This window comes from Streptomyces sp. NPDC096013, from assembly GCF_044763565.1.
In the GTDB taxonomy this organism is placed as follows: Bacteria; Actinomycetota; Actinomycetes; order Streptomycetales; family Streptomycetaceae; genus Streptomyces.
In genome coordinates this window covers 413,125-432,394 of the sequence record NZ_JBIWGK010000007.1, presented here as the reverse complement: position 1 = coordinate 432,394, position 19,270 = coordinate 413,125, and the positions used below count along the sequence as shown (strand labels likewise).

Annotated in this window: 15 protein-coding genes; 3 read left to right on the top strand and 12 right to left on the bottom strand. The window is 70.3% G+C overall.

The window, feature by feature from the left end; all coding sequences use genetic code 11:
- Positions 1-7: 7 nt before the first annotated feature.
- Positions 8-265 (bottom strand): hypothetical protein, encoded by a 258-nt coding sequence (locus tag ACIRB1_RS25455; RefSeq protein WP_352184416.1) that lies wholly within the window; start codon positions 263-265, stop codon positions 8-10.
- 165 nt (positions 266-430) lie between these two features.
- On the opposite strand from ACIRB1_RS25455, the gene ACIRB1_RS25450 reads away from it, so the two are divergent.
- A complete protein-coding gene (locus tag ACIRB1_RS25450) occupies positions 431-2,011 on the top strand; it encodes a fibronectin type III domain-containing protein (RefSeq protein ID WP_403467088.1) in 1,581 nt (526 codons plus the stop codon).
- 60 nt (positions 2,012-2,071) lie between these two features.
- Here the strand turns inward: ACIRB1_RS25450 and ACIRB1_RS25445 are convergent, their stop codons facing one another.
- Complete coding sequence (locus ACIRB1_RS25445) at positions 2,072-2,950, bottom strand: DUF4429 domain-containing protein (protein WP_403467087.1); 879 nt, start codon at positions 2,948-2,950, stop codon at positions 2,072-2,074.
- A gap of 95 nt (positions 2,951-3,045) precedes the next feature.
- Between ACIRB1_RS25445 and ACIRB1_RS25440 the strand changes: the two genes are divergently transcribed.
- Positions 3,046-4,635, top strand: a complete 1,590-nt coding sequence (locus tag ACIRB1_RS25440) for a beta-N-acetylhexosaminidase (RefSeq protein WP_403467157.1) — start codon at positions 3,046-3,048, stop codon at positions 4,633-4,635.
- Positions 4,636-4,726: 91 nt separating this feature from the next.
- On the opposite strand, the gene ACIRB1_RS25435 is transcribed toward ACIRB1_RS25440, so the two are convergent.
- From ACIRB1_RS25435 to ACIRB1_RS25410, 6 genes are all read right to left on the bottom strand, one after another.
- Positions 4,727-6,505 (bottom strand): IucA/IucC family protein, encoded by a 1,779-nt coding sequence (locus ACIRB1_RS25435; RefSeq protein ID WP_403467086.1) that lies wholly within the window; start codon positions 6,503-6,505, stop codon positions 4,727-4,729.
- Positions 6,502-7,053, bottom strand: a complete 552-nt coding sequence (locus ACIRB1_RS25430; RefSeq protein ID WP_403467085.1) for a GNAT family N-acetyltransferase — start codon at positions 7,051-7,053, stop codon at positions 6,502-6,504. The genes ACIRB1_RS25435 and ACIRB1_RS25430 overlap by 4 nt, the downstream gene beginning before the upstream one ends.
- Positions 7,050-8,333 carry a lysine N(6)-hydroxylase/L-ornithine N(5)-oxygenase family protein gene (locus ACIRB1_RS25425; protein ID WP_403467084.1) on the bottom strand — a complete coding sequence of 428 codons (1,284 nt, stop codon included), beginning with the start codon at positions 8,331-8,333 and terminating at the stop codon, positions 7,050-7,052. The genes ACIRB1_RS25430 and ACIRB1_RS25425 overlap by 4 nt, the downstream gene beginning before the upstream one ends.
- Entirely contained in the window at positions 8,317-9,759 is a 1,443-nt protein-coding gene (gene desA, locus ACIRB1_RS25420) for a lysine decarboxylase DesA (protein WP_403467083.1), read from the bottom strand. Before desA ends, ACIRB1_RS25425 begins: the two co-directional genes overlap by 17 nt.
- 151 nt (positions 9,760-9,910) lie before the next feature.
- A complete protein-coding gene (locus ACIRB1_RS25415; RefSeq protein ID WP_403467081.1) occupies positions 9,911-10,744 on the bottom strand; it encodes a siderophore-interacting protein in 834 nt (277 codons plus the stop codon).
- 137 nt (positions 10,745-10,881) lie between these two features.
- The gene (locus ACIRB1_RS25410) at positions 10,882-11,931 is read right to left on the bottom strand and encodes an ABC transporter substrate-binding protein (RefSeq protein ID WP_352184424.1); all 1,050 of its coding nucleotides are present in this window, start codon (positions 11,929-11,931) and stop codon (positions 10,882-10,884) included.
- A gap of 291 nt (positions 11,932-12,222) precedes the next feature.
- Between ACIRB1_RS25410 and ACIRB1_RS25405 the strand changes: the two genes are divergently transcribed.
- Positions 12,223-13,332: a polyprenyl synthetase family protein gene (locus ACIRB1_RS25405; RefSeq protein WP_403467080.1), complete on the top strand. Its 1,110-nt coding sequence runs from the start codon at positions 12,223-12,225 to the stop codon at positions 13,330-13,332.
- A 92-nt stretch (positions 13,333-13,424) separates the two neighbouring features.
- On the opposite strand, the gene ACIRB1_RS25400 is transcribed toward ACIRB1_RS25405, so the two are convergent.
- From ACIRB1_RS25400 to ACIRB1_RS25385, 4 genes are read right to left on the bottom strand one after another with little or no spacing between them, the layout of a single operon-like run.
- A complete protein-coding gene (locus tag ACIRB1_RS25400) occupies positions 13,425-14,585 on the bottom strand; it encodes an acyl-CoA dehydrogenase family protein (protein ID WP_403467156.1) in 1,161 nt (386 codons plus the stop codon).
- Between the two features lie 5 nt (positions 14,586-14,590).
- Positions 14,591-15,514 carry a hydroxymethylglutaryl-CoA lyase gene (locus ACIRB1_RS25395; RefSeq protein ID WP_352184484.1) on the bottom strand — a complete coding sequence of 308 codons (924 nt, stop codon included), beginning with the start codon at positions 15,512-15,514 and terminating at the stop codon, positions 14,591-14,593.
- Between the two features lie 8 nt (positions 15,515-15,522).
- Positions 15,523-17,511, bottom strand: a complete 1,989-nt coding sequence (locus tag ACIRB1_RS25390) for an acetyl/propionyl/methylcrotonyl-CoA carboxylase subunit alpha (RefSeq protein WP_403467154.1) — start codon at positions 17,509-17,511, stop codon at positions 15,523-15,525.
- Positions 17,512-17,570: 59 nt separating this feature from the next.
- The gene (locus tag ACIRB1_RS25385; protein WP_403467079.1) at positions 17,571-19,187 is read right to left on the bottom strand and encodes a carboxyl transferase domain-containing protein; all 1,617 of its coding nucleotides are present in this window, start codon (positions 19,185-19,187) and stop codon (positions 17,571-17,573) included.
- Positions 19,188-19,270 lie beyond the last annotated feature (83 nt).

Below are 19,270 nucleotides of genomic sequence, written 5' to 3'. Positions count from 1 at the left end.
GATATTCCTAGCCGTAGACGATCCGGCGCAGCTGCCGGAGCGTCAGCTCCGGCGGGGCCACGGCCCGGTATTTCAGGTCCGCCTCGATCCGGTCGAAGATCGTCGCGTTCACCAGGCCCTGGGCCTGGAGCTCGCGGTGGCGGCGACGGACGTATTCCTCGGTCGTCTCGTCGAAGTAGGCGAGCACGTCCTGGATCACCCGCAGCGCCTCGCCCCGGTTGAGGGGCGTGGAGCGCGTCAGATGATCAACGAGTTCGTCGTGCACCCGGTTGATCCTGGGGTACCGAAGGAAGGTTTGCAAGAATCCTGCCCGATATCGGGCAGCGGCCTGTTGAAAGTCTTATGGGGCTCTGTTCGTAAGCTGTCCATCCTGCGTCTTGCGCGCCGTTGCCCATGTCGACGAGTTTCAGACGCCATGGACATTCCTCGTATGGGAGTACCCGCCGAGCTCGCCGAGCGCATGAGCATGGCGGAACAGCACGAATACCTGCGCGCGAGATTCTCGCGGCGCACGATGATCAGGGGCGGTGCCGTCACGCTCGGCGCCGTCGCGGGTGGCGTGTTCGTCCCGGGCGCGGTCGCCCAGGCGGCCGTCCCCAGCCAGGCATCCGCCACCTACGCCTCCGCCTCCACCGCGTCGACGGTCGACGGGGCCCTCGTCTCCCCGTTCGGCCGGCACCTCGCCTTCGGCAACGACCCGAGCACGGAGGTGACGGTCTCCTGGCAGGTCCCGACCAACGTGAAGAAACCGTTCGTCCGGATCGGCGCGCACCCCTGGGACCTCTCCCGCAAGATCGAGGCCGAGGTGCGCACGCTGTACACCCCGGCGGGCGTCGGCGCGAGCGGTGACCACACCCAGTACTACCTGCACGCCAAGCTGACCCACCTGCGCCCGGGCCGCACCTACTACTACGGCGTCGGCCACGCGGGCTTCGACCCGGCCGAGGCCCACCTGCTCGGCACGCTGGGCACCTTCACCACCGCCCCCGACCACAAGAAGCCGTTCACCTTCACGGCCTTCGGCGACGAGGGCGTCGGCTACCACGGCCTCGCCAACAACAGCCTTCTCCTGGGCCAGAACCCGGCCTTCCACCTGCACGCCGGCGACATCTGCTACGCCGACCCGGCGGGCGCCGGCAAGACCGCCGACACCGGCTTCGACTCGCGCACCTGGGACCAGTTCCTGGCGCAGACCGAGTCGGTCGCCAAGTCCGTGCCGTGGATGCCCGCCTACGGCAACCACGACATGGAGGCCTGGTACTCGCCCAACGGCTACGGCGGCGAGGACGCCCGCTGGAACCTGCCGGACAACGGCCCCGACAAGGAGAACCTGCCGGGCGTCTACTCCTTCGTCTACGGCAACACGGCGGTCATCTCGCTGGACGCCAACGACGTGTCCTTCGAGATCCCGGCCAACCTAGGCATCTCCGGCGGCACCCAGACCAAGTGGCTGGAGGCGCAGCTCAAGAAGTACCGCGCGGCCAAGGACATCGACTTCGTGGTGATCTTCTTCCACCACTGCGCGTACTGCACCTCGACCGCGCACTCCTCGGAGGGGGGAGTGCGCGACGAGTGGGTGCCGCTGTTCGAGAAGTACACGGTGGACCTGGTCATCAACGGCCACAACCACCAGTACGAGCGCACCGACGTCATCAAGAAGAACGCGGTCGTCAAGAAGCTGCCGATAGGTGGCACGGCGTACCCGGAGACCGAGGGTGTCGTCTACGTGACGGCGGGCGCGGCCGGCCGCAGCCTGTACGCGTTCTCCGCCCCCGACTCCTACGAGGGTCACGTCGCCGACGTCGACTCGGTCGCCGCCTTCATCAACACGAAGGACGGCAAGGTCAACGAGACGGTCGGGTGGTCGCGCGTGCGCTACCTCAACTACTCGTTCCTCCGCGTGGACGTGGAGCCCGCCCCCAGGGGCCGTACGACGACCCTGACGGTCCGCGGCATCGCCGAGACCGGCGCCGAGGTCGACCGCTTCACGGTCGCCCGCAAGGCCAAGTAGCTCTGCGTTAAACCGAGTTACGCCCGGAAGGCGGGGCGCGACTCATCCGGCGGGCGGTCCTCACATGCGTTTGAGGACCGCCTGTTTGGCCATCGCGAACTCGTCGTCCGTGAGCACCCCGTCCCGGCGCAGCTCCCCGAGTTCCCGCAGCCGCCGCAGCAGCGCGTCGTGACCGTCCTCCGCCGCGGCCGTCAACTGCCCTGCCGGATCGGTTTGTTGCGGTCGTACGTCCGGCTCGGCGGCCGGGTGCGGAAGGCGGGCCTGGACGGCCGCGGCGATCAGGGCCATCAGCGCGTCCTTCTTGAAGCCCCACAGCTCGACGGAGTGGGGGTCGTACTTGGGCGGTGCCTTGGTCGGCGCGTGGCGCACCGAGAAACGGATGTAGCCGTTCTCCAGACCGGCCGACGGGCGCCACTCCACACCGACGAGATCCGTGACGGCCAGCGTGCGGGCGCCGGCCGCCGACTTGGCGTCCTCGGTCTTCCAGTTCCACTCCAGCCGTACGCGCTCGCCGTCGAAGCTCGCCGTGCCGTCGCCCGCGGACACCGACAGCGGCACGGCCGGGCCCGGCAGCAGGTACTCGTCCACCGGGTCGGCCGGTACCTGGTCGAGCAGCAGCGCGTTGCGGACCTCGTCCACGAAGTACTCGGCGACGCCGTACCGGTCCGACTCGACGGCGAGCTGGTAGGGGTCGTCGCCCTCGGCGAGCCGGCCGCCGGTGGCGTGCAGCAGCGGGTCGGCGCCGTCGCGCAGCCGCAGCCTCAGCCGCCCGGACCTGCGCCCCTGTTCGAAGGAGACACCCGCCAACGCGCCCAGCGGGACCACGAGTTCGCCCAGGGTCTTGCGGAACAGGCCGACGTTCTTGTCCCGCCCAGGAGTCAGCCGCAGGGCGTCGCCGTCGAAGACCCAGGTGCCGTCCTTCTGGATGATTTCCGCCATAGGAGGGATTGTTCCACCGCTCAGCCGACAGAATGGTCTGTACCTGTCCGGGCGCAAAGGAAGTGCAGAGGAAGGGACCGCTTGTGAGGCACCTTGTGAGACAGCGCTACAGAACGACCCGGCTCCTCGGTTCGCTGCTGCTCGTCGCCGCCGCGAGCGTCACCGTCGCCGGTGCCGCGCCCCCGGCCGGGGCCGCCGCCGTCACCCCGCTGGGCCGGGTGATCCCCGCACCCGCCAAGGTCGCGCCTGCCGGACAGCCGTACCGGATCACCGGCGGCACCCGGATCAGGGTGGGTGAAACGCGTGAGTCGCGGCGGATCGGCGAGTACCTCGCGGGCATCCTGCGGCCCTCCACCGGCTACCGGCTGCCGGTCACCACCCGCGGCAAGGGCGGCATCCAACTCCGGCTCACCAAGGGCACGTTCGGCGCCGAGGGCTACCGGCTCAACAGCGGCCCCGCCGGGGTCACCATCACCGCGAGCAGGCCCGCAGGGCTCTTCCACGGCGTGCAGACCCTGCGCCAACTCCTGCCCGCCGCCGTCGAGAAGAGCTCCCGGCAGCCCGGCCCCTGGCAGATCGCGGGCGGCACCATCGAGGACTCCCCGCGCTACGCCTACCGGGGCGCGATGCTCGACGTCTCCCGGCACTTCTTCACCGTCGGCCAAGTCAAGCGCTACATCGACGAGTTGTCCCTCTACAAGATCAACGAACTGCATCTGCACCTCAGCGACGACCAGGGCTGGCGCATCGCCGTCGACTCCTGGCCCCGCCTGGCGGCCTACGGCGGCTCCACCGAGGTCGGCGGCGGCACCGGCGGCCACTACACGAAGGCCGACTACCAGGAGATCGTCCGCTACGCCTCCTCGCGCTACCTCGAAGTGGTCCCCGAGATCGACATGCCGGGCCACACGAACGCGGCGCTCGCCTCCTACGCCGACCTGAACTGCGACGGCGTCGCGCCCCCGCTCTACACGGGTACGGACGTCGGCTTCAGCTCGCTGTGCGTCGGCAAGGACCTCACGTACCGGTTCGTGGACGACGTGGTCCGCGAGCTCGCCGCGATCACCCCGGGCCGCTATCTCCACATCGGCGGCGACGAGGCGCAGTCCACCAGCCATGAGGACTACGTCAAGTTCATGGACCGGGTGCAGCCGATCGTCACCAAGTACGGCAAGACGGTGATCGCCTGGCACCAGATCACCGGCGCCCACCCCGTGAAGGGCGCCCTCGCCCAGTACTGGGGACTCGACGACACCGACGCCGCCGAGAAGGCCCAGGTCGCCGCGGCCGCGAAGAACGGCACCGGGCTGATCCTCTCGCCCGCCGACCGGCTCTACCTCGACATGAAGTACACCGAGGACACCCCGCTCGGCCAGGACTGGGCCGGGCTCGTCGAGGTGAAGCGGTCCTACGACTGGGACCCGGGCAACTACCTTGCCGGGGTGCCCGGTTCGGCGATCCGGGGCGTCGAGGTGCCGCTGTGGTCGGAGACGCTGGTGACCGGCGCGAACCTCGACTACATGGCCTTCCCCAGGCTGCCGGGAGTGGCCGAGCTGGGCTGGTCGCCGGCCTCGACACACGACTGGGACACGTACAAGGTGCGGCTCGCGGCCCAGGCACCGCGCTGGGACGCGCTCGGGATCGACTACTACCGGTCGCCCCAGGTGCCCTGGCCCGCGCGCTAGGTGCCGAGGCGGCATCCCAGCCATCCCGGCCACGGCAAGAAGGCGGGCACCCCGGGGGACCGTACCCCGGGGTGCCCGCCTGTCCGTGGGGTCAGAACCCGGCGATGGGGTTCTTCAGGGTGCCGACGAGCTGGAGCGCGCCGGAGGGGTCCGCCAGGTCCACCATCTGCTTGTTGTCGCGCAGCTGGAGGCGGTTGAGGCAGGACAGCGAGAACTCGGGGGCGAACATGTCGTACTGCCGGAACTTGTCGGCGAGTTCGGGTGCCGCCTGCTGGTACTCGCGGGTGACGTCGGCGACCGTACGCCAGAAGTCGTCCTCCTCCAGGACGCCCTCGGCGGCCAGGCCGGCGGCGAGGAAGCGGAAGAAGCAGTCGAAGACGTCGGTGAAGATCGACAGCAGTTTCTTGTCCTCGGGGACCTCGACGCGCAGCCGCTCCACCGTCGGCGGCAGCACCGCGTCCGGGTCCATGACGGCGATCTCCTCGGCGATGTCCTTGTAGATCGCGCGCTCGACGACCCCGTCCTTGAGGACGAGGATGACGTTCTCGCCGTGCGGCATGAACACCAGGTCGTAGGCGTAGAAGCTGTGCAGCAGCGGGGTGAGGTACGCCCGCAGATACCGCCGCAGCCACTCCACCGGGGCCAGCCCCGACCGCTCGATCAGCGCACCCGCGAAGGACGCGCCCTCGTGGTCCAGGTGCAGCAGCGAGGCCATCGTCGCCAGGGACTCGCCCTCCTGGAGCGAGGAGACCGGGCTCTCGCGCCAGAGCGCGGCGAGCATCTTGCGGTACGGCGAGTAGCGGTCGGTCGCGGCCTCGTACTCCAGGTGGCGGTAGCCGACGGCGGCCCGCTCGCGGATGATCGACAGGCCGGTGGACTTCAACACCGGGTCGTTGTCGATGAGGTGGGCGAGCCAGTCGTTGATCGCCGGGGTGGCCTCCATGTAGGCGGCCGACAGTCCGCGCATGAAGCCCATGTTGATGACGGACAGGGCCGTCTTCACGTAGTGCTTCTCGGGGTGGGACGTGTTGAAGAAGGTCCGGATGGACTGCTGGGCGAGGTACTCGTCGTCGCCCTCGCCGAGGCACACGAGGTGGCCGCGGGCGACCTCGGCGGCGAAGGTGACGGCGAGCTTGTTCCACCACTGCCAGGGGTGGACGGGGATGAGGAGGAAGTCGTCGGGGTCGAGCCCCCGGCCGGTCAGGGTCTGCCCGAACCGCTCGACGGTCCCGGCGCCCAACTCGGCCCGTACGAACGACTCGTACTCGATGCCCACGCCCCCGGTGAACGCCGCCCGGGAGCGATGTGCGGCCAGCCACACCAGCCGGACCGGGCTCGCGGTCTCGGGGGCGTACGCGAGGTACTCGTGGATGCCGAAGCCGAGGCGGCCGTTGTTGGCGACGAAGCAGGGGTGGCCCTCGGTCATCCCCGTCTCGATGGCCTGGAAGCCGCTCTTCGCCAGCTCGGCGACCGGGACCTGCGGCTTGGTGAGTTTGTAGCAGGTGCCGGAGAGGGTGGAGGAGATCTCCTCCAGATAGACCGGCAGGATCTCCTCGCTCAGCCCGAGCGCCTGCTTCAGCTCGATGAAGAAGTCCAGTGCGGCCAGGGGGAGTTCGGCGCCGTCGCGGTGGCGGGTGATGGAGTCGGCGTCGACCTGCCAGTGGTCGAGGGCGTGCCGGGTGGCGGAGAACCGGTAGTGGGTCAGCCCGTCGTCGCTGCGGACGACGTACAAGTCGCCGTTTTCCTCCGCGAGTTCGGGGGTGATCAGCCGCTCGTGCGCGAACTCCGCGAGGGCCTTGCGGATCAGGAGGCGGTTGGCCTTCTCCCAGCGCTCGGGGGAGAGGTGGGCGACGGCGTCGGCGAGGCTCATGCGGTCACCGCCGTGGCATGGAAGAAGCGTTCCCGGGTGCAGAAGCTCAACAGGGCCATTTTCTCCGGCTTTTGGATCTCCCGCTCGGGCACGAACCCGACCGCTTCGTTCAGGGCGTGCACGGCGATGTTGGACACGTCCGGTTCCACGACGACCCGGTCGACGGCCGGGTCCTCGAAGAGCCGGGCCAGCACGGCGGTGATCACCGCTCGGGTGAAGCCGTGGACGGGCGTCTCGGTGGCCGGCGTCAGGAAGTGCATGCCGATGTCCCCGGGCAACGGCTCGTAAAGGCCGACCAGTTCGCGGTGCCGGGGGTCGTAGTACTCCATCAGGAAGACCGGCACATCGTCCTGTAGGCCGAGCAGCGCGTGCTGGTGCTCGTCGGCCGCGATCTCCATGTACGCGCGCTCGACGTCCTCCAGTTTCGCGTCCTGCATCATCCAGAACGCGGCCTTGGGATGGGTGAGCCACCGGTGCAGCAGCTCGGCGTCCCGCAGCGGGTCGAGGGGGCGGAAGGTGAAGGTGTTCGGGTCGGTGCGGGTGCTCATACGGCGAACTCCTGGAACGCGATGGTCTGTTCGACCGGGTAGTACTCGGTGCCGAGCAGCTCACGGATGATGTACGAGTTGCGGTACGCGCCCATGCCCAGGTCGGGGGAGGTGATGCTGTGCGCGTGGACGCCGGCGTTCTGGAGGAAGACGCCCCGGCCCGTGGTGTCGATGGAGTAGTTGCGGGCGATGTCGAAGTTGCCCTGCGAGTCGTACCGCAGCCGCTCGTGGACGGGCTTGAGGAACTCCGGCTCGGCGTACTTGTAGCCGGTGGCGAGGATCAGGCCCTGGGAGCGCAGGGTGTAGTCCTTCTCCTGCTCCTCCTGGCGCAGGCCGAGTTCGTACTCGCCGTCGCGGTAAGTGGCGGTGTGCAGCGCGGAGTTGGTGAGCAGCCGGGTGGGGACGTTACCGCCGACCTTCTTCTGGTAGAGCAGGTCGAAGATGGCGTTGACGAGGTCGCCGTCGATGCCCTTGAAGAGGCCCTTCTGTTCGGCCGTGAGGCGGTAGCGGGTGTGCTCCGGCAGGGCGTGGAAGTAGTCGATGTACTCCGGGGAGGTCATCTCCAGCGTGAGTTTCGTGTACTCCAGCGGGAAGAAGCGCGGCGAGCGCGTCACCCAGTTCAACTCGTAGCCGTGGACGTCGATGTCACTGAGCAGGTCGTAGTAGATCTCGGCGGCGGACTGCCCGCTGCCGACCAGCGTGATCGACTCCTTGGCCTGCAACTCCGCCTTGTGCCGCACGTAACGGGAGTTGTGGATGAAGTCGCCGCCCAGCCCCGCGACGGCCTCCGGGAGATACGGCGGGGTGCCGGTGCCCAGGACGAGGTGCCGGGCGCGGAACACGTCACCCGCCTCGGTGTGGACGACGTAGACCTCGTCATCGTCCTCGTACGTCACTTCGGACACCGTCGTGCCGAAGCGCACGTTGGTGAGTTTGTCGGCGGCCCAGCGGCAGTAGTCGTCGTACTCGACGCGCAGCGGGTAGAAGTTCTCGCGGATGTAGAAGGGGTACAGACGCCCCTTCTCCTTCAGGTAGTTGAGGAAGGAGTACGGCGAGGTCGGGTCGGCGAGGGTGACGAGGTCCGACATGAACGGGGTCTGGAGGTGGGCGCCGTCGAGGAACATGCCGGCGTGCCACTCGAAGGCGGGCTTCGAGTCCAGGAAGATGCCGTCGAGTTCGGCGATGGGCTCGGTGAGGCAGGCGAGGCCGAGGTTGAAGGGACCGAGCCCGATGCCCACGAAGTCGTAGGTCTTGGCGGCGGGTTCAGGAAGCGCGGTCAAGGGAGTCTCCCAGGTACTGCTCGGCGTGGCCGGCGATCAGGTCGAGGACGGCGGCGATGTCGTCGGTCGTCGTCTCGGGGTTGAGCAGGGTGAACTTCAGGTAGTGGCGGCCCGCGACCTTGGTGCCCGCGACCACCGCGTCACCGGAGGCGAACAGGGCCTTGCGGGCGTACAGGTTGGCGCGGTCGATCTCGGCCGGGTCGGTGACGGCGGCCGGGATGTAGCGGTAGACGAGGGTGGAGAGCGAGGGCTCGACCACGACGTCGAAGCGCGGGTCGGCGGCCAGCAGCTTCCAGCCCTCGGCGGCCAGCTCGCAGACCTCGTCGAAGAGCTGGCCGATCCCGTCGGCGCCCATCACGCGCAGCGTCATCCACAGCTTGAGCGCGTCGAAGCGGCGGGTGGTCTGGAGAGACTTGTCGACCTGGTTGGGGATGCGCTCCTGCACCATGCGGCGCGGGTTGAGGTACTCCGCGTGATAGGTCGCGTGCCGCAGCGTGTCGGCGTCGCGGACCAGCAGGGCGGACGAACTCACGGGCTGGAAGAAGGACTTGTGGTAGTCCACGGTGACGGAGTCGGCGCGCTCGATGCCGTCGATCCGGTTCCGGTGCTTCAGCGAGGCGAGCAGTCCGCAGCCGTAGGCCGCGTCGACGTGCATCCACACCCCGAACTGCTCGCACAGGACGGCGACTTCGGGCAGCGGGTCGATGGAGCCGAAGTCGGTGGTGCCGGCGGTGGCGACGACGGCCATGGGGACGAGCCCGGCGTCCTTGCAGCGCTCCAGCTCACGGGCGAGCGCGACGGTCTGCATGCGCTTGTCGGCGCCGACGGGTATCGACACGACGGCGTCCTGGCCGAGGCCGAGCAGTTTCGCCGACTTCTTCACGCTGAAGTGGCTCACCTCGGAGGCGAAGATGCGCAGGGTGTCGAGGCTGTCGGTCTTGGCCTCCTCGCGGGCCAGCAGCAGCGCCTGGAGGTTGGACTGGCTGCCGCCGGACGTGAACACCCCGTCGGCGTGCGGCCCGAGGCCGATCCGCTCGTTCGTCCAGTCGATCAGTTTGCGCTCGATGAGGGTGCCGCCGGCCGACTGGTCCCAGGTGTCCAGGGAGGAGTTGACGGCGGAGAGCACCGCCTCGCCGAGCACCGCCGGGATGACGACCGGGCAGTTGAGGTGGGCGAGGTAGCGCGGGTGGTGGAAGTAGACCGCGTCCCGCAGGTAGACCTCGTCCAGTTCGTCGAGCACCGCGGCGGTGTCGTGCAGCGGGCGGTCGAGGTCGATCCGGTCGATGAGGGGGGAGAGGGCGTCGACCGTGACGCCGGTGAACGGTCGTTCGGTGGTGGCGAGTCTGGCCGCCACCCGCTCCACGCCTTCCGTCACGGAGCGGCGGTAGTGCTCCGCAGTCGTGTCATTGAGCAGGTGCGAGCGCATGTGGGGGTCCTCCGGTGGGGAAGTCCGTGCGGGACGGTGAGCGGCGGGGTTCCGCAACATCAACTTAGGTAAGCCTAACCTAACTTAACGTCCAGGAAACCCGCCGCTCCCGTGACCGCCGTCACTCACGCCTCAGTGGTCCCGCACACCGTCACCCGGCGTCGCGCAACTGCTCCTCGCTGAGCCCCCGCCGCCAGTACCCGACGAAGGTCACCCGGCGCCGGTCGATCCCCCGCTCGCCCACGAAGTGCCGCCGCAGCGCCTTCACTTGGCCGGACTCGCCCGCGATCCACACGTACGGCCGCTCGGCGGCAGGGAGTTGGGCGGCGCGAAGGGCGCCGAGGGCCATGGGGGACCCCTCGGCGCCCTGGTTCTCCCGCACCAGCCAGGTGACCTCGGCATCGGCGGCGGTGGCCAACTCCTGGATGTCCCCGGCATGCTGGACTTCGAGCCACACCCGCGCACGCGTACCCGCGGGCAGCGCCTCAAGAATCGCCGAAGCGGCCGGTACGGCGGTCTCGTCGCCCCACACGACCACCAGATCGGCATCCTCCGGCGGCCGGAACCGAATCGCCCGATTGTCCGCGACGGCCGGCCCGAGCAGCACGACCCGATCCCCTGCACCGGCACGCGCCGCCCACCGGGAGGCGGGCCCGGCGGGCTCGTGCAGCACGAAGTCGATGTCGATCTCGTCGGGATCGCGCCGCAGGGCCCGCAGCGTGTACGACCGCATCACGGCCCGTACGCCGTCGGGGAGTTCACGCCACCCCTGCCACCACCCGTCCCCGAGTTCGTATGGGACGGCCGGCTCCGACTGACCGGGTTGGGGGAGGAAGAGCGACAGGGACTGATCGCACCCGTCGGAGAAGAAGTACGCCAGATCGTCCCCACCGAAGGAGACCCGGACGAGAGACGGCCCGAGCCGCTCCGTCCGCACGACCTGAAGGGAGAAGAAGCGGAAGGGCGCGGCAACGGCCGTCGTCATGGGGGTGACTCCTGAGTCGGCGTCAGGGATGGATGCCTGGGGGCGCGGGGGCTGTATCTGAAGTGCGGCTCCGTCGCGGGGGCGCGCCCGGCCGCGACCGGCCCGCGGCTCCCCGCGAAAGCTGAACCGCCCCTGATTCAGCTGACCTTCTTCGCGCTCTCGATCGCCTTGGCCAGATCCTCAAGCAGGGGCGCGCACTTGTCGTAGGACAGAATCGGCTCGGGGTTGCGCGCGATGACCTGTCCCGCCTTGACGGCCGGGAGCTTCTTCCACGTGCCCTCGGTGATGTCCGCGGGCTGAATCGCCGACGTCCGGTTGTCCATCATGATGACGTCCGCCCCGTACTTGTCGACGTTCTCCCAGCTCAGGTTCTCGTACCACCCACCACTCGCCTTGAGCGCGGAAGCGGCCGGCTCGACGAAGTTCACCCCGAGAGCCTTGAAGTACTCCAGGTCGACGGAGAGGTTGGACCCGGAGACGTAGAAGATGTCCTGGCTGGCGGACCCGACGAGCACCTTGATGTCGGGCTTGGCCTTGGTCGCGGCGCGGAGCCGGGCCGCCGCGTCCTCGAACCGCTTCTTGGCCGCGGTGATCGTGGCGGACGTCGTGTCGGCGCCAAGGGACTTGGCCAGCTCCAGCATCCGCTGCAACGGCGTCGGCAGCTGCACGTCGTACACCGAGATGCCGACGGACGGCGCCCCCACGGCGAGGATCTTCTTCTTCGACTCCTCCGGGACGTACCAGAGCGTGCCCGCCGAGTCGAACATCGTGGTGATGAGGACGTCGGGGGAGAGGGCCGCGTACTTCTCGATGTTGAACTGGCCCCACTCGTTGCCGATGACGGTGACCTTGCTGATGTCGAGGTCGCCGGCCTGCACGTCGGCCTTGCCGTCCTTCAGCTTGGTCGGCCCGAAGACGCCCTTGGACTCGATGCCGTAGTCGTGCAGCGCGGCGGCGACACCGATGAACGAGACGATGTTCGCCGGGATCTTGTCGGTCTTCGCGGTCTGGCCGCGGTCGTCCTTGAAGGTCCAGGGGCCGGACTTGGCGGCCGTCGTCTCCTTGTCCGAGCCACCGCTTTTCGCGTCGTCGTCGCCGCAGGCCGCGAGCACGGCACCGAGGCCGAGGGCGCCGCCCGCGGCGAGGATGCCGCGGCGGGAGAGGTGAGTGGCACGGGCGTTGGACATGTGTGGCTGCTTTCGAACAGGGCGGAACGCCCACCGGACAATTCGAAGGTAGGTTAGCCTAACCTCACAAGGTGTCCAGTGGGCGGGGTCGCCACCGTCGCCCTCCGAACCCGCCCCGCGCGGACCCCGAGCCCGGCCCCTGTGGCCACCCTGCGTCCGGCTTGTGAACTGGTGCCTCAGGCGATGTGGCCTTCATCCGCCTTGTCTCGCTCACCCGTTGAGATCACGATCCTTCGAAGAGCGGGCAGCGCCCGGGTGTTCGGTCGTCGGCGGAGACGGAGCGGCAGCCACATGGACGTGACGGACGTGGAAGCGGTCGTACGGAGCGACGCGGCCCTCCTGGAGGACGACCTCGCCGCGTTCCTCGACACACTGACCGCCCCGGCGCGGGAGGCGGCCGGCTCCGTCCACGGCACCGCCCTGCGCCGCGCGCTCTACGACCCGGTCGCCGACGCCCTCGGCTCGAAGACGGGCCAGCAGGTGCTGCCCCCCACCCCCGGGGCCCCCGGCGGCCGGGCCCCGCTGCGGCCCTCGATGGTGTACTGGGCCTACCGGAACTACCGGGGTTTCCCCGAGGAGCCGGAGAGCGCCGCCGACCTCGTGGTGATCCGCCGTACAGCGGTCGCCGTGCGCATCCTGCTGAAGGCCGCGGTCGCCCTCGACGACATCCAGGACGGCAGCGACGTCCGCTACGGCGAACCCGCACTCCACACCACCCACGGCACCCCGCTCGCCCTCAACACCGGCGCCTGGCTGATCATGTCCGCGCTGCGGCACGCGGCCGACCCCGCCGTCGTGGACAGCCTGGTGCGCGCGGTCGGCGACGGCTTCACCGGGCAGGCCGCCGACCTGTCCTCGCGTACGGCGCCCACGCGCGCGGAGCTGCTGGCCGCGCCGCGTGCCGCCCGGGTCGACTTCTGGGAGTCGACGGCCGCCCTCAAGACCGGCACCCTGTTCCGGATGCCGCTCGACGCGGCGGTCGCCGGGCTGCGGGTGGTCGAGGACGACCGGCTCGCCCTGGACGGCGCCATGCGTCAACTGGGCCTGGCCAGCCAGCTGTTCAACGACCTGACCGACTTCGTGCCCGAACTCGGCGGCGCCGGCCTCCACCAGGACGTCGACGGCCTGGGCAACCGGGTCCTCCTGGAACTCCTCGAAGCGGAGGAGGACATACCGGCCGGGGAGGACTTCACCGCGTACGTTCTCGGTCACCCCCATCTGCGGCGCACGCTCCTCGCGCTCGCCGAGGAGGCCGTGGCGCTGAAACGGGCCGCGAAGGACACCGTGCACGGCGTGTGCGGCTCCGAGCGCAGCGCCGCCTACTTCGACGTGACGATCGAACGCAAGGGCCACCTCATCGACCTTCTGCTCGCGACGCTCCGGCAGCGGAGCGGCGCATGACGGACAGGGGCACGGACGCGGATTCGCCACCGCGCCGCCCGCCCGGGACCCGCCGGGCGCCCCGACACCTGAGCCCGAGTCAGGCCGCTGACTCAGCCCGTGAGCCCCAACTCACGGGCGATCAGCATCCGTTGGACCTCGCTGGTGCCCTCGCCGATCTCCAGGATCTTGGAGTCGCGCCACATGCGGGCCACCGGGTACTCGTTCATGAAGCCGTAGCCGCCGTGCACCTGGGTGGCGTCGCGGGCGTTGTCGACGGCGATCGTGGAGGAGTACAGCTTGGCGAGGGCCGCCTCCTTCTTGAAGGGCTCGCCGGCGACCAGGCGGGAGGCCGCGTCGCGCCAGGACAGGCGGGAGGTGTGGGCCTTCATCTCCATGTCGGCGATCTTGAACTGGATGGCCTGGTTGGCGCCGATCGGCCGCCCGAACGCGTGCCGTTCCCTGGCGTACTTCACCGACTCGTCGACACAGCCCTGGGCGAGACCGGTGGCCAGGGCCGCGATGGCGATGCGGCCCTCGTCCAGGATGCGGAGGAACTGGGCGTAGCCACGGCCCTGTTCACCCAGGAGGTTGGCCGCCGGGACGCGGACGTCCGCGAAGGACAGCTCGCGGGTGTCCGAGGCGTTCCAGCCGACCTTCGAGTACGGCGCCGCGACCGTGAAGCCGGGGGTCCCGGACGGCACGATGATCGACGAGATGAGGGGCTTGCCGTCGGGCTTGCGGCCGGTGACCGCGGTGACCGTCACCAGGCCGGTGATGTCCGTACCGGAGTTGGTGATGAAGCACTTGGAGCCGTTGATCACCCATTCGTCGGTGTCCGGGTCCAGGCGGGCCGTCGTCCGGGTCGCGCCCGCGTCGGAGCCGCCGTCCGGCTCGGTCAGGCCGAAGGCGCCGAGGATCTCGCCGGAGCAGAGCCGGGGCAGCCACTCGGCCTTCTGGGCGTCGGTGCCGAAGAGGTGGATCGGCATCGCGCCCAGCGAGACCCCTGCCTCCAGGGTGATCGCGACCGACGAGTCGACCCGGGCCAGCTCCTCCAGGACCAGGCCGAGCGCGAGGTAGTCGCCGCCCATCCCGCCGTACTCCTCGGGGAACGGGAGACCGAACAGGCCCATGCGGCCCATCTCGCGGACGATCTCGTACGGGAACTCGTGCCGCTCGTAGAAGTCGCCGATCTTCGGCGCGACGACGTCGTGCGCGAACTCCTCGACCGTACGGCGGAGTTCTTCCAGCTCGGGGGAGAGGCGGTGGTCCATGGCGGTCACTGGTCCTTGTGGGAGAGGGCGCGGACGGTGCGGGACGGGCTGGGTCGGCCCAGGTGGTCGGCCATCCACACGCTGGTGGCGGTGAGACGGTCGAGGTCGACTCCGGACTCGATGCCGAGGCCCCGGAGCATCCACACCAGGTCCTCGGTGGCGAGGTTGCCGGTGGCGGACTTGGCGTACGGGCAGCCGCCGAGGCCGCCCGCGGAGGCGTCCACGGTGGTGACGCCGTGCTGGAGGGCGGCCAGGGTGTTGGCGAGGGCCTGGCCGTAGGTGTCGTGGAAGTGCACGCCCAGCACCGTGGTGGGGACGCCCTGTTCGTTGAGCGCGGACAGCAGCTCCAGCACATGGCCGGGGGTCGCGACGCCGATCGTGTCGCCGAGGCTCAGCTCGTCGCAGCCCATGTCCAGCAGGGACTTGCAGACGTGGACGACCTGGTGGATCGGGACGGCACCCTCCCAGGGGTCGCCGAAGCACATCGACAGATAGCCGCGCACCTGCGCGTCGGCGTCCTTCGCCCGGGTCACCACCGGCTCGAACATGGCCAGCGCGTCGTCCACCGTGCGGTTCAGATTGGCCTTGGCGAAGGCCTCGGTGGCGCTGGCGAACACGGCGATACGGCGGGCGCCGAGCGCGAGGGCGCGGTCGAGGCCGCGTTCGTTCGGCACCAGCACCGGGAGTTCGACCCCGGGCAGGTCGCGCACGAGCGGGAACAGCTCCTCGGCGTCGGCCAGTTGGGGCACCCACTTGGGGTGCACGAAACTCGTCGCCTCGATGCTGGTCAGGCCCGCGTCGGCGAGCCGCCGGACGAACTCGGCCTTCACCTCCGTGGGCACGGTCGCCTTCTCGTTCTGTAGTCCGTCCCGCGCGCCCACCTCGTGGATGCGCACCCGGGCGGGCAGACCGGGGGCCGGTACGACCATCGGGAGTGTCACTGCTCCTCCTCCACGGGGGTGACGACCGCCAGCACCTGGTCCATGGCGACCGTCGCGCCCGGCGTCACATCGAGTTCGGCGACGGTGCCGGCGTGCGGCGCGGAGACGACGTGCTCCATCTTCATCGCCTCGACCACCAACAGGCTCTGCCCCGCCGTCACTTGATCCCCCACGGCGACCTTCACCACGGTCACCGTCCCCGGCATCGGCGCGGTCAGCGAACCGGCTCCGGAGCGGTCGGCCCCGCTGAGCGAGGCGGCCACCGGGTCGTGGTCCCGCACGTGCCAGGCGTCCCCGTCCCGGCCCAGCCAGGTGCCGTCCGGCAGGGCGGTGAAGGTGTGCACGAGTCCGTCGAGCCGCAGGACGAACCGGCCGTCGGGCCCGGCCCAGCCGGACCCGGCGAGCGGCTTCTCGGCGCCGTCCGGCAGCAGTTCGGTCCCGCCCTCGGGTGTGCGGCGCACGCGCACGGTCACCGGGTCGTGGCCCGGCACCTGGAGCGGGTGCGCCGTCCAGGCCCGCTCCCCGCCCAGCCGCCAGCCGTCCGTGGCGGCGAACGGGTCGGCCCAGCCGGAGCCCCGCACGGGCGTGAGCGCCGCGTGTCGCAGCAGCGCGGCGGCCGCGTAGACCTCCACCGGTACCTCGCCGGGCACCAGTCCGTCCGCCTCCCGCTCGACGAGCCCGGTGTCCAACTCGCCCGCCACGACCGCCGGATGGCCCAGCAGCCGCCGCAGGAATCCGGCGTTCGTCGGCACGCCCAGGGTGACCGTGTCCGCGAGAGCGGCCCGGAGCTTCCTGAGCGCGGTCGCGCGGTCGGGGCCGTAGGCGATGACCTTGGAGAGCATCGGGTCGTAGAGGCTGCCGACCTCGGTGCCTTCGGAGAGGCCGGAGTCGGTGCGGATGCCGTCGCCCTGGGGTTCGTGCAGCCGGATCACCGTGCCGCCGGAGGGGAGGAAGCCCTTGGCCGGGTCCTCCGCGCAGATGCGCGCCTCCACCGCGTGGCCGGTGAGCGTGATGTCGTCCTGCGCGAAGGGCAGCCGCTCGCCCGCCGCCACCCTGAGCTGCCACTCGACGAGGTCGAGGCCGGTGACCAGCTCCGTCACCGGGTGCTCGACCTGGAGACGGGTGTTCATCTCCATGAAGTAGTACGACGACGGGTCGCTGCCCGGGACGATGAACTCGACCGTGCCCGCGCCCGCGTACCCGCACGAGCGGGCCGCCTGGACCGCCGCCTCGCCCATCGCCGCGCGCGTGGCCTCGTCCAGCAGGACGCTCGGGGCCTCTTCCACGACCTTCTGGTGGCGGCGCTGCAAGGAGCACTCGCGTTCGCCGAGGTGGACGACGTTGCCGTGGGTGTCGGCCAGCACCTGGATCTCGATGTGCCGGGGGCGGTCGACCCAGCGCTCGACCAGCAGGGTGTCGTCGCCGAAGGAGGCGCGGGCCTCGCGGCGGGCGGCGGCGATCTCCTCCTCCAGGACGGTGAGGTCGCGGACCAGGCGCATGCCCTTGCCGCCGCCGCCCGCCGAGGGCTTCAGGAGGACGGGGGCGCCCAACTGGTGTGCCGCCGCGGCGAGTTCGGGGTCGCGGCCGCCGGGGACGACCGGGACGCCGGCCGCCTCGACGGTCTCCTTGGCGCGGATCTTGTCGCCCATGAGGGCGATCGCGTCGGCCGGGGGACCGATGAAGACGAGCCCGGCGTCGGCGCACGCGCGCGCGAACGCCGCGTTCTCCGCGAGGAAGCCGTAGCCGGGGTGCACGGCCTGTGCGCCGGAGCGGGCCGCCGCCTCCAGGAGCCGCTCGACCGACAGATAGCTCTCGGCCGCGGGGGCCGGCCCGAGCCGTACCGCCGTGTCGGCCTCGCGGACGTGCCGGGCGTCCGCGTCGGCGTCGGAGAACACGGCCACCGAGCGCACACCGAGCGAGCGCAGGGTGCGGATCACGCGGACCGCGATCTCGCCCCGGTTGGCCACGAGGACCGTGTCGAACATCCCGGGTGCCTCGCGCGTCCCGGACATCGCGAAGGTGTCGACCATCTCGGGCATCCTCATCACATCCGGAAGACGCCGAACTGGGGGTCTCCCAGCGGCGCGTTGGCACAGGCGGTCAGGGCCAGACCCAGCACCTGGCGGGTCTCGGTCGGGTCGATGACCCCGTCGTCCCAGAGGCGGGCGGTCGCGTAGTAGGCGCTGCCCTGGCGCTCGTACTGCTGCCGGATGGGGGCCTTGAAGGACTCCTCGTCCTCGGCGGGCCACTCCTCGCCGCGCGCCTCCAACTGGTCCCGCTTCACGGTCGCGAGGACCGACGCGGCCTGCTCGCCGCCCATCACGGAGATCTTGGCGCCGGGCCACATCCACAGGAAGCGGGGGGAGTACGCCCGGCCGCACATCGAGTAGTTGCCCGCGCCGTATGAGCCGCCGACCACCACCGTGAGCTTCGGCACGCGCGCGCAGGCGACGGCGGTGACCATCTTGGCGCCGTGCTTGGCGATGCCGCCCGCCTCGTAGTCCTTGCCGACCATGAACCCCGAGATGTTCTGGAGGAACACCAGGGGGATGCCGCGCTGGTCGCACAGCTCGATGAAGTGGGCGCCCTTCTGGGCGGACTCGGAGAACAGGATGCCGTTGTTGGCGACGATGCCGACCGGGTGGCCGTGGACGCGGGCGAAGCCGGTGACCAGGGTCTGCCCGAACTCGGCCTTGAACTCGGCGAACCGCGAGCCGTCGACCACGCGCGCGATGATCTCGCGTACGTCGTAGGGGGTGCGGGAGTCGACCGGGACGGCGCCGTAGATGCCGTACGGGTCGACCTTCGGCTCCACCGACTCGGTGACCTCCCAGGGGAGGGGGCCGCGCGCGGGGAGCGTGGCGGCGATGTTCCGGACGATCCGCAGGGCGTGCGCGTCGTCCTCCGCGAGGTGGTCGGTGACGCCCGACACGCGTGCGTGCACGTCGCCGCCGCCCAGCTCCTCGGCGGTGACGATCTCGCCGGTGGCGGCCTTCACGAGGGGCGGGCCGCCGAGGAAGATCGTGCCCTGGTTCCGGACGATGACGGCCTCGTCGCTCATGGCGGGGACGTAGGCCCCGCCGGCGGTGCAGGACCCGAGGACGGCCGCGATCTGCGGAATCCCGGCCCCCGACATCCGGGCCTGGTTGTAGAAGATCCGCCCGAAGTGCTCGCGGTCCGGGAACACCTCGTCCTGCATGGGCAGGAACGCGCCCCCGGAGTCGACGAGGTAGATACAGGGGAGGCGGTTCTCGAGGGCGATCTCCTGGGCGCGCAGATGCTTCTTCACGGTCATCGGGTAGTACGTCCCGCCCTTGACCGTGGCGTCATTGGCGACGATCACGCACTCGCGCCCGCTCACCCGCCCGATCCCGGCGATGACACCGGCGGCCGGGGCGGCCCCGTCGTACATCCCGTCGGCCGCCAGCGGGGCCAGCTCCAGGAAGGGCGAGCCCGGGTCGAGGAGGGTGTCGACGCGGTCGCGGGGGAGCAGCTTGCCGCGCGCGGTGTGCCGGTCGCGGGCGCGCTCACCGCCGCCGAGCCGGGCCGCGGCCAGCTTCCGCCGCAGCTCCTCGCCCAGCGCGCGGTGCGCCGCCTCGTTGGCCCGCCACGCCTCCGACGCGGGGTCCGCCGCGCTCGTCAGCTCCGGTGCCTCTTGCATTCTGTGGGTCCCCTCGCACAGCGATCGGCTGCTCTCGACCGTTAATGAGCGTTAACCATTTCCTCCAGGTTAACGACCGCTAA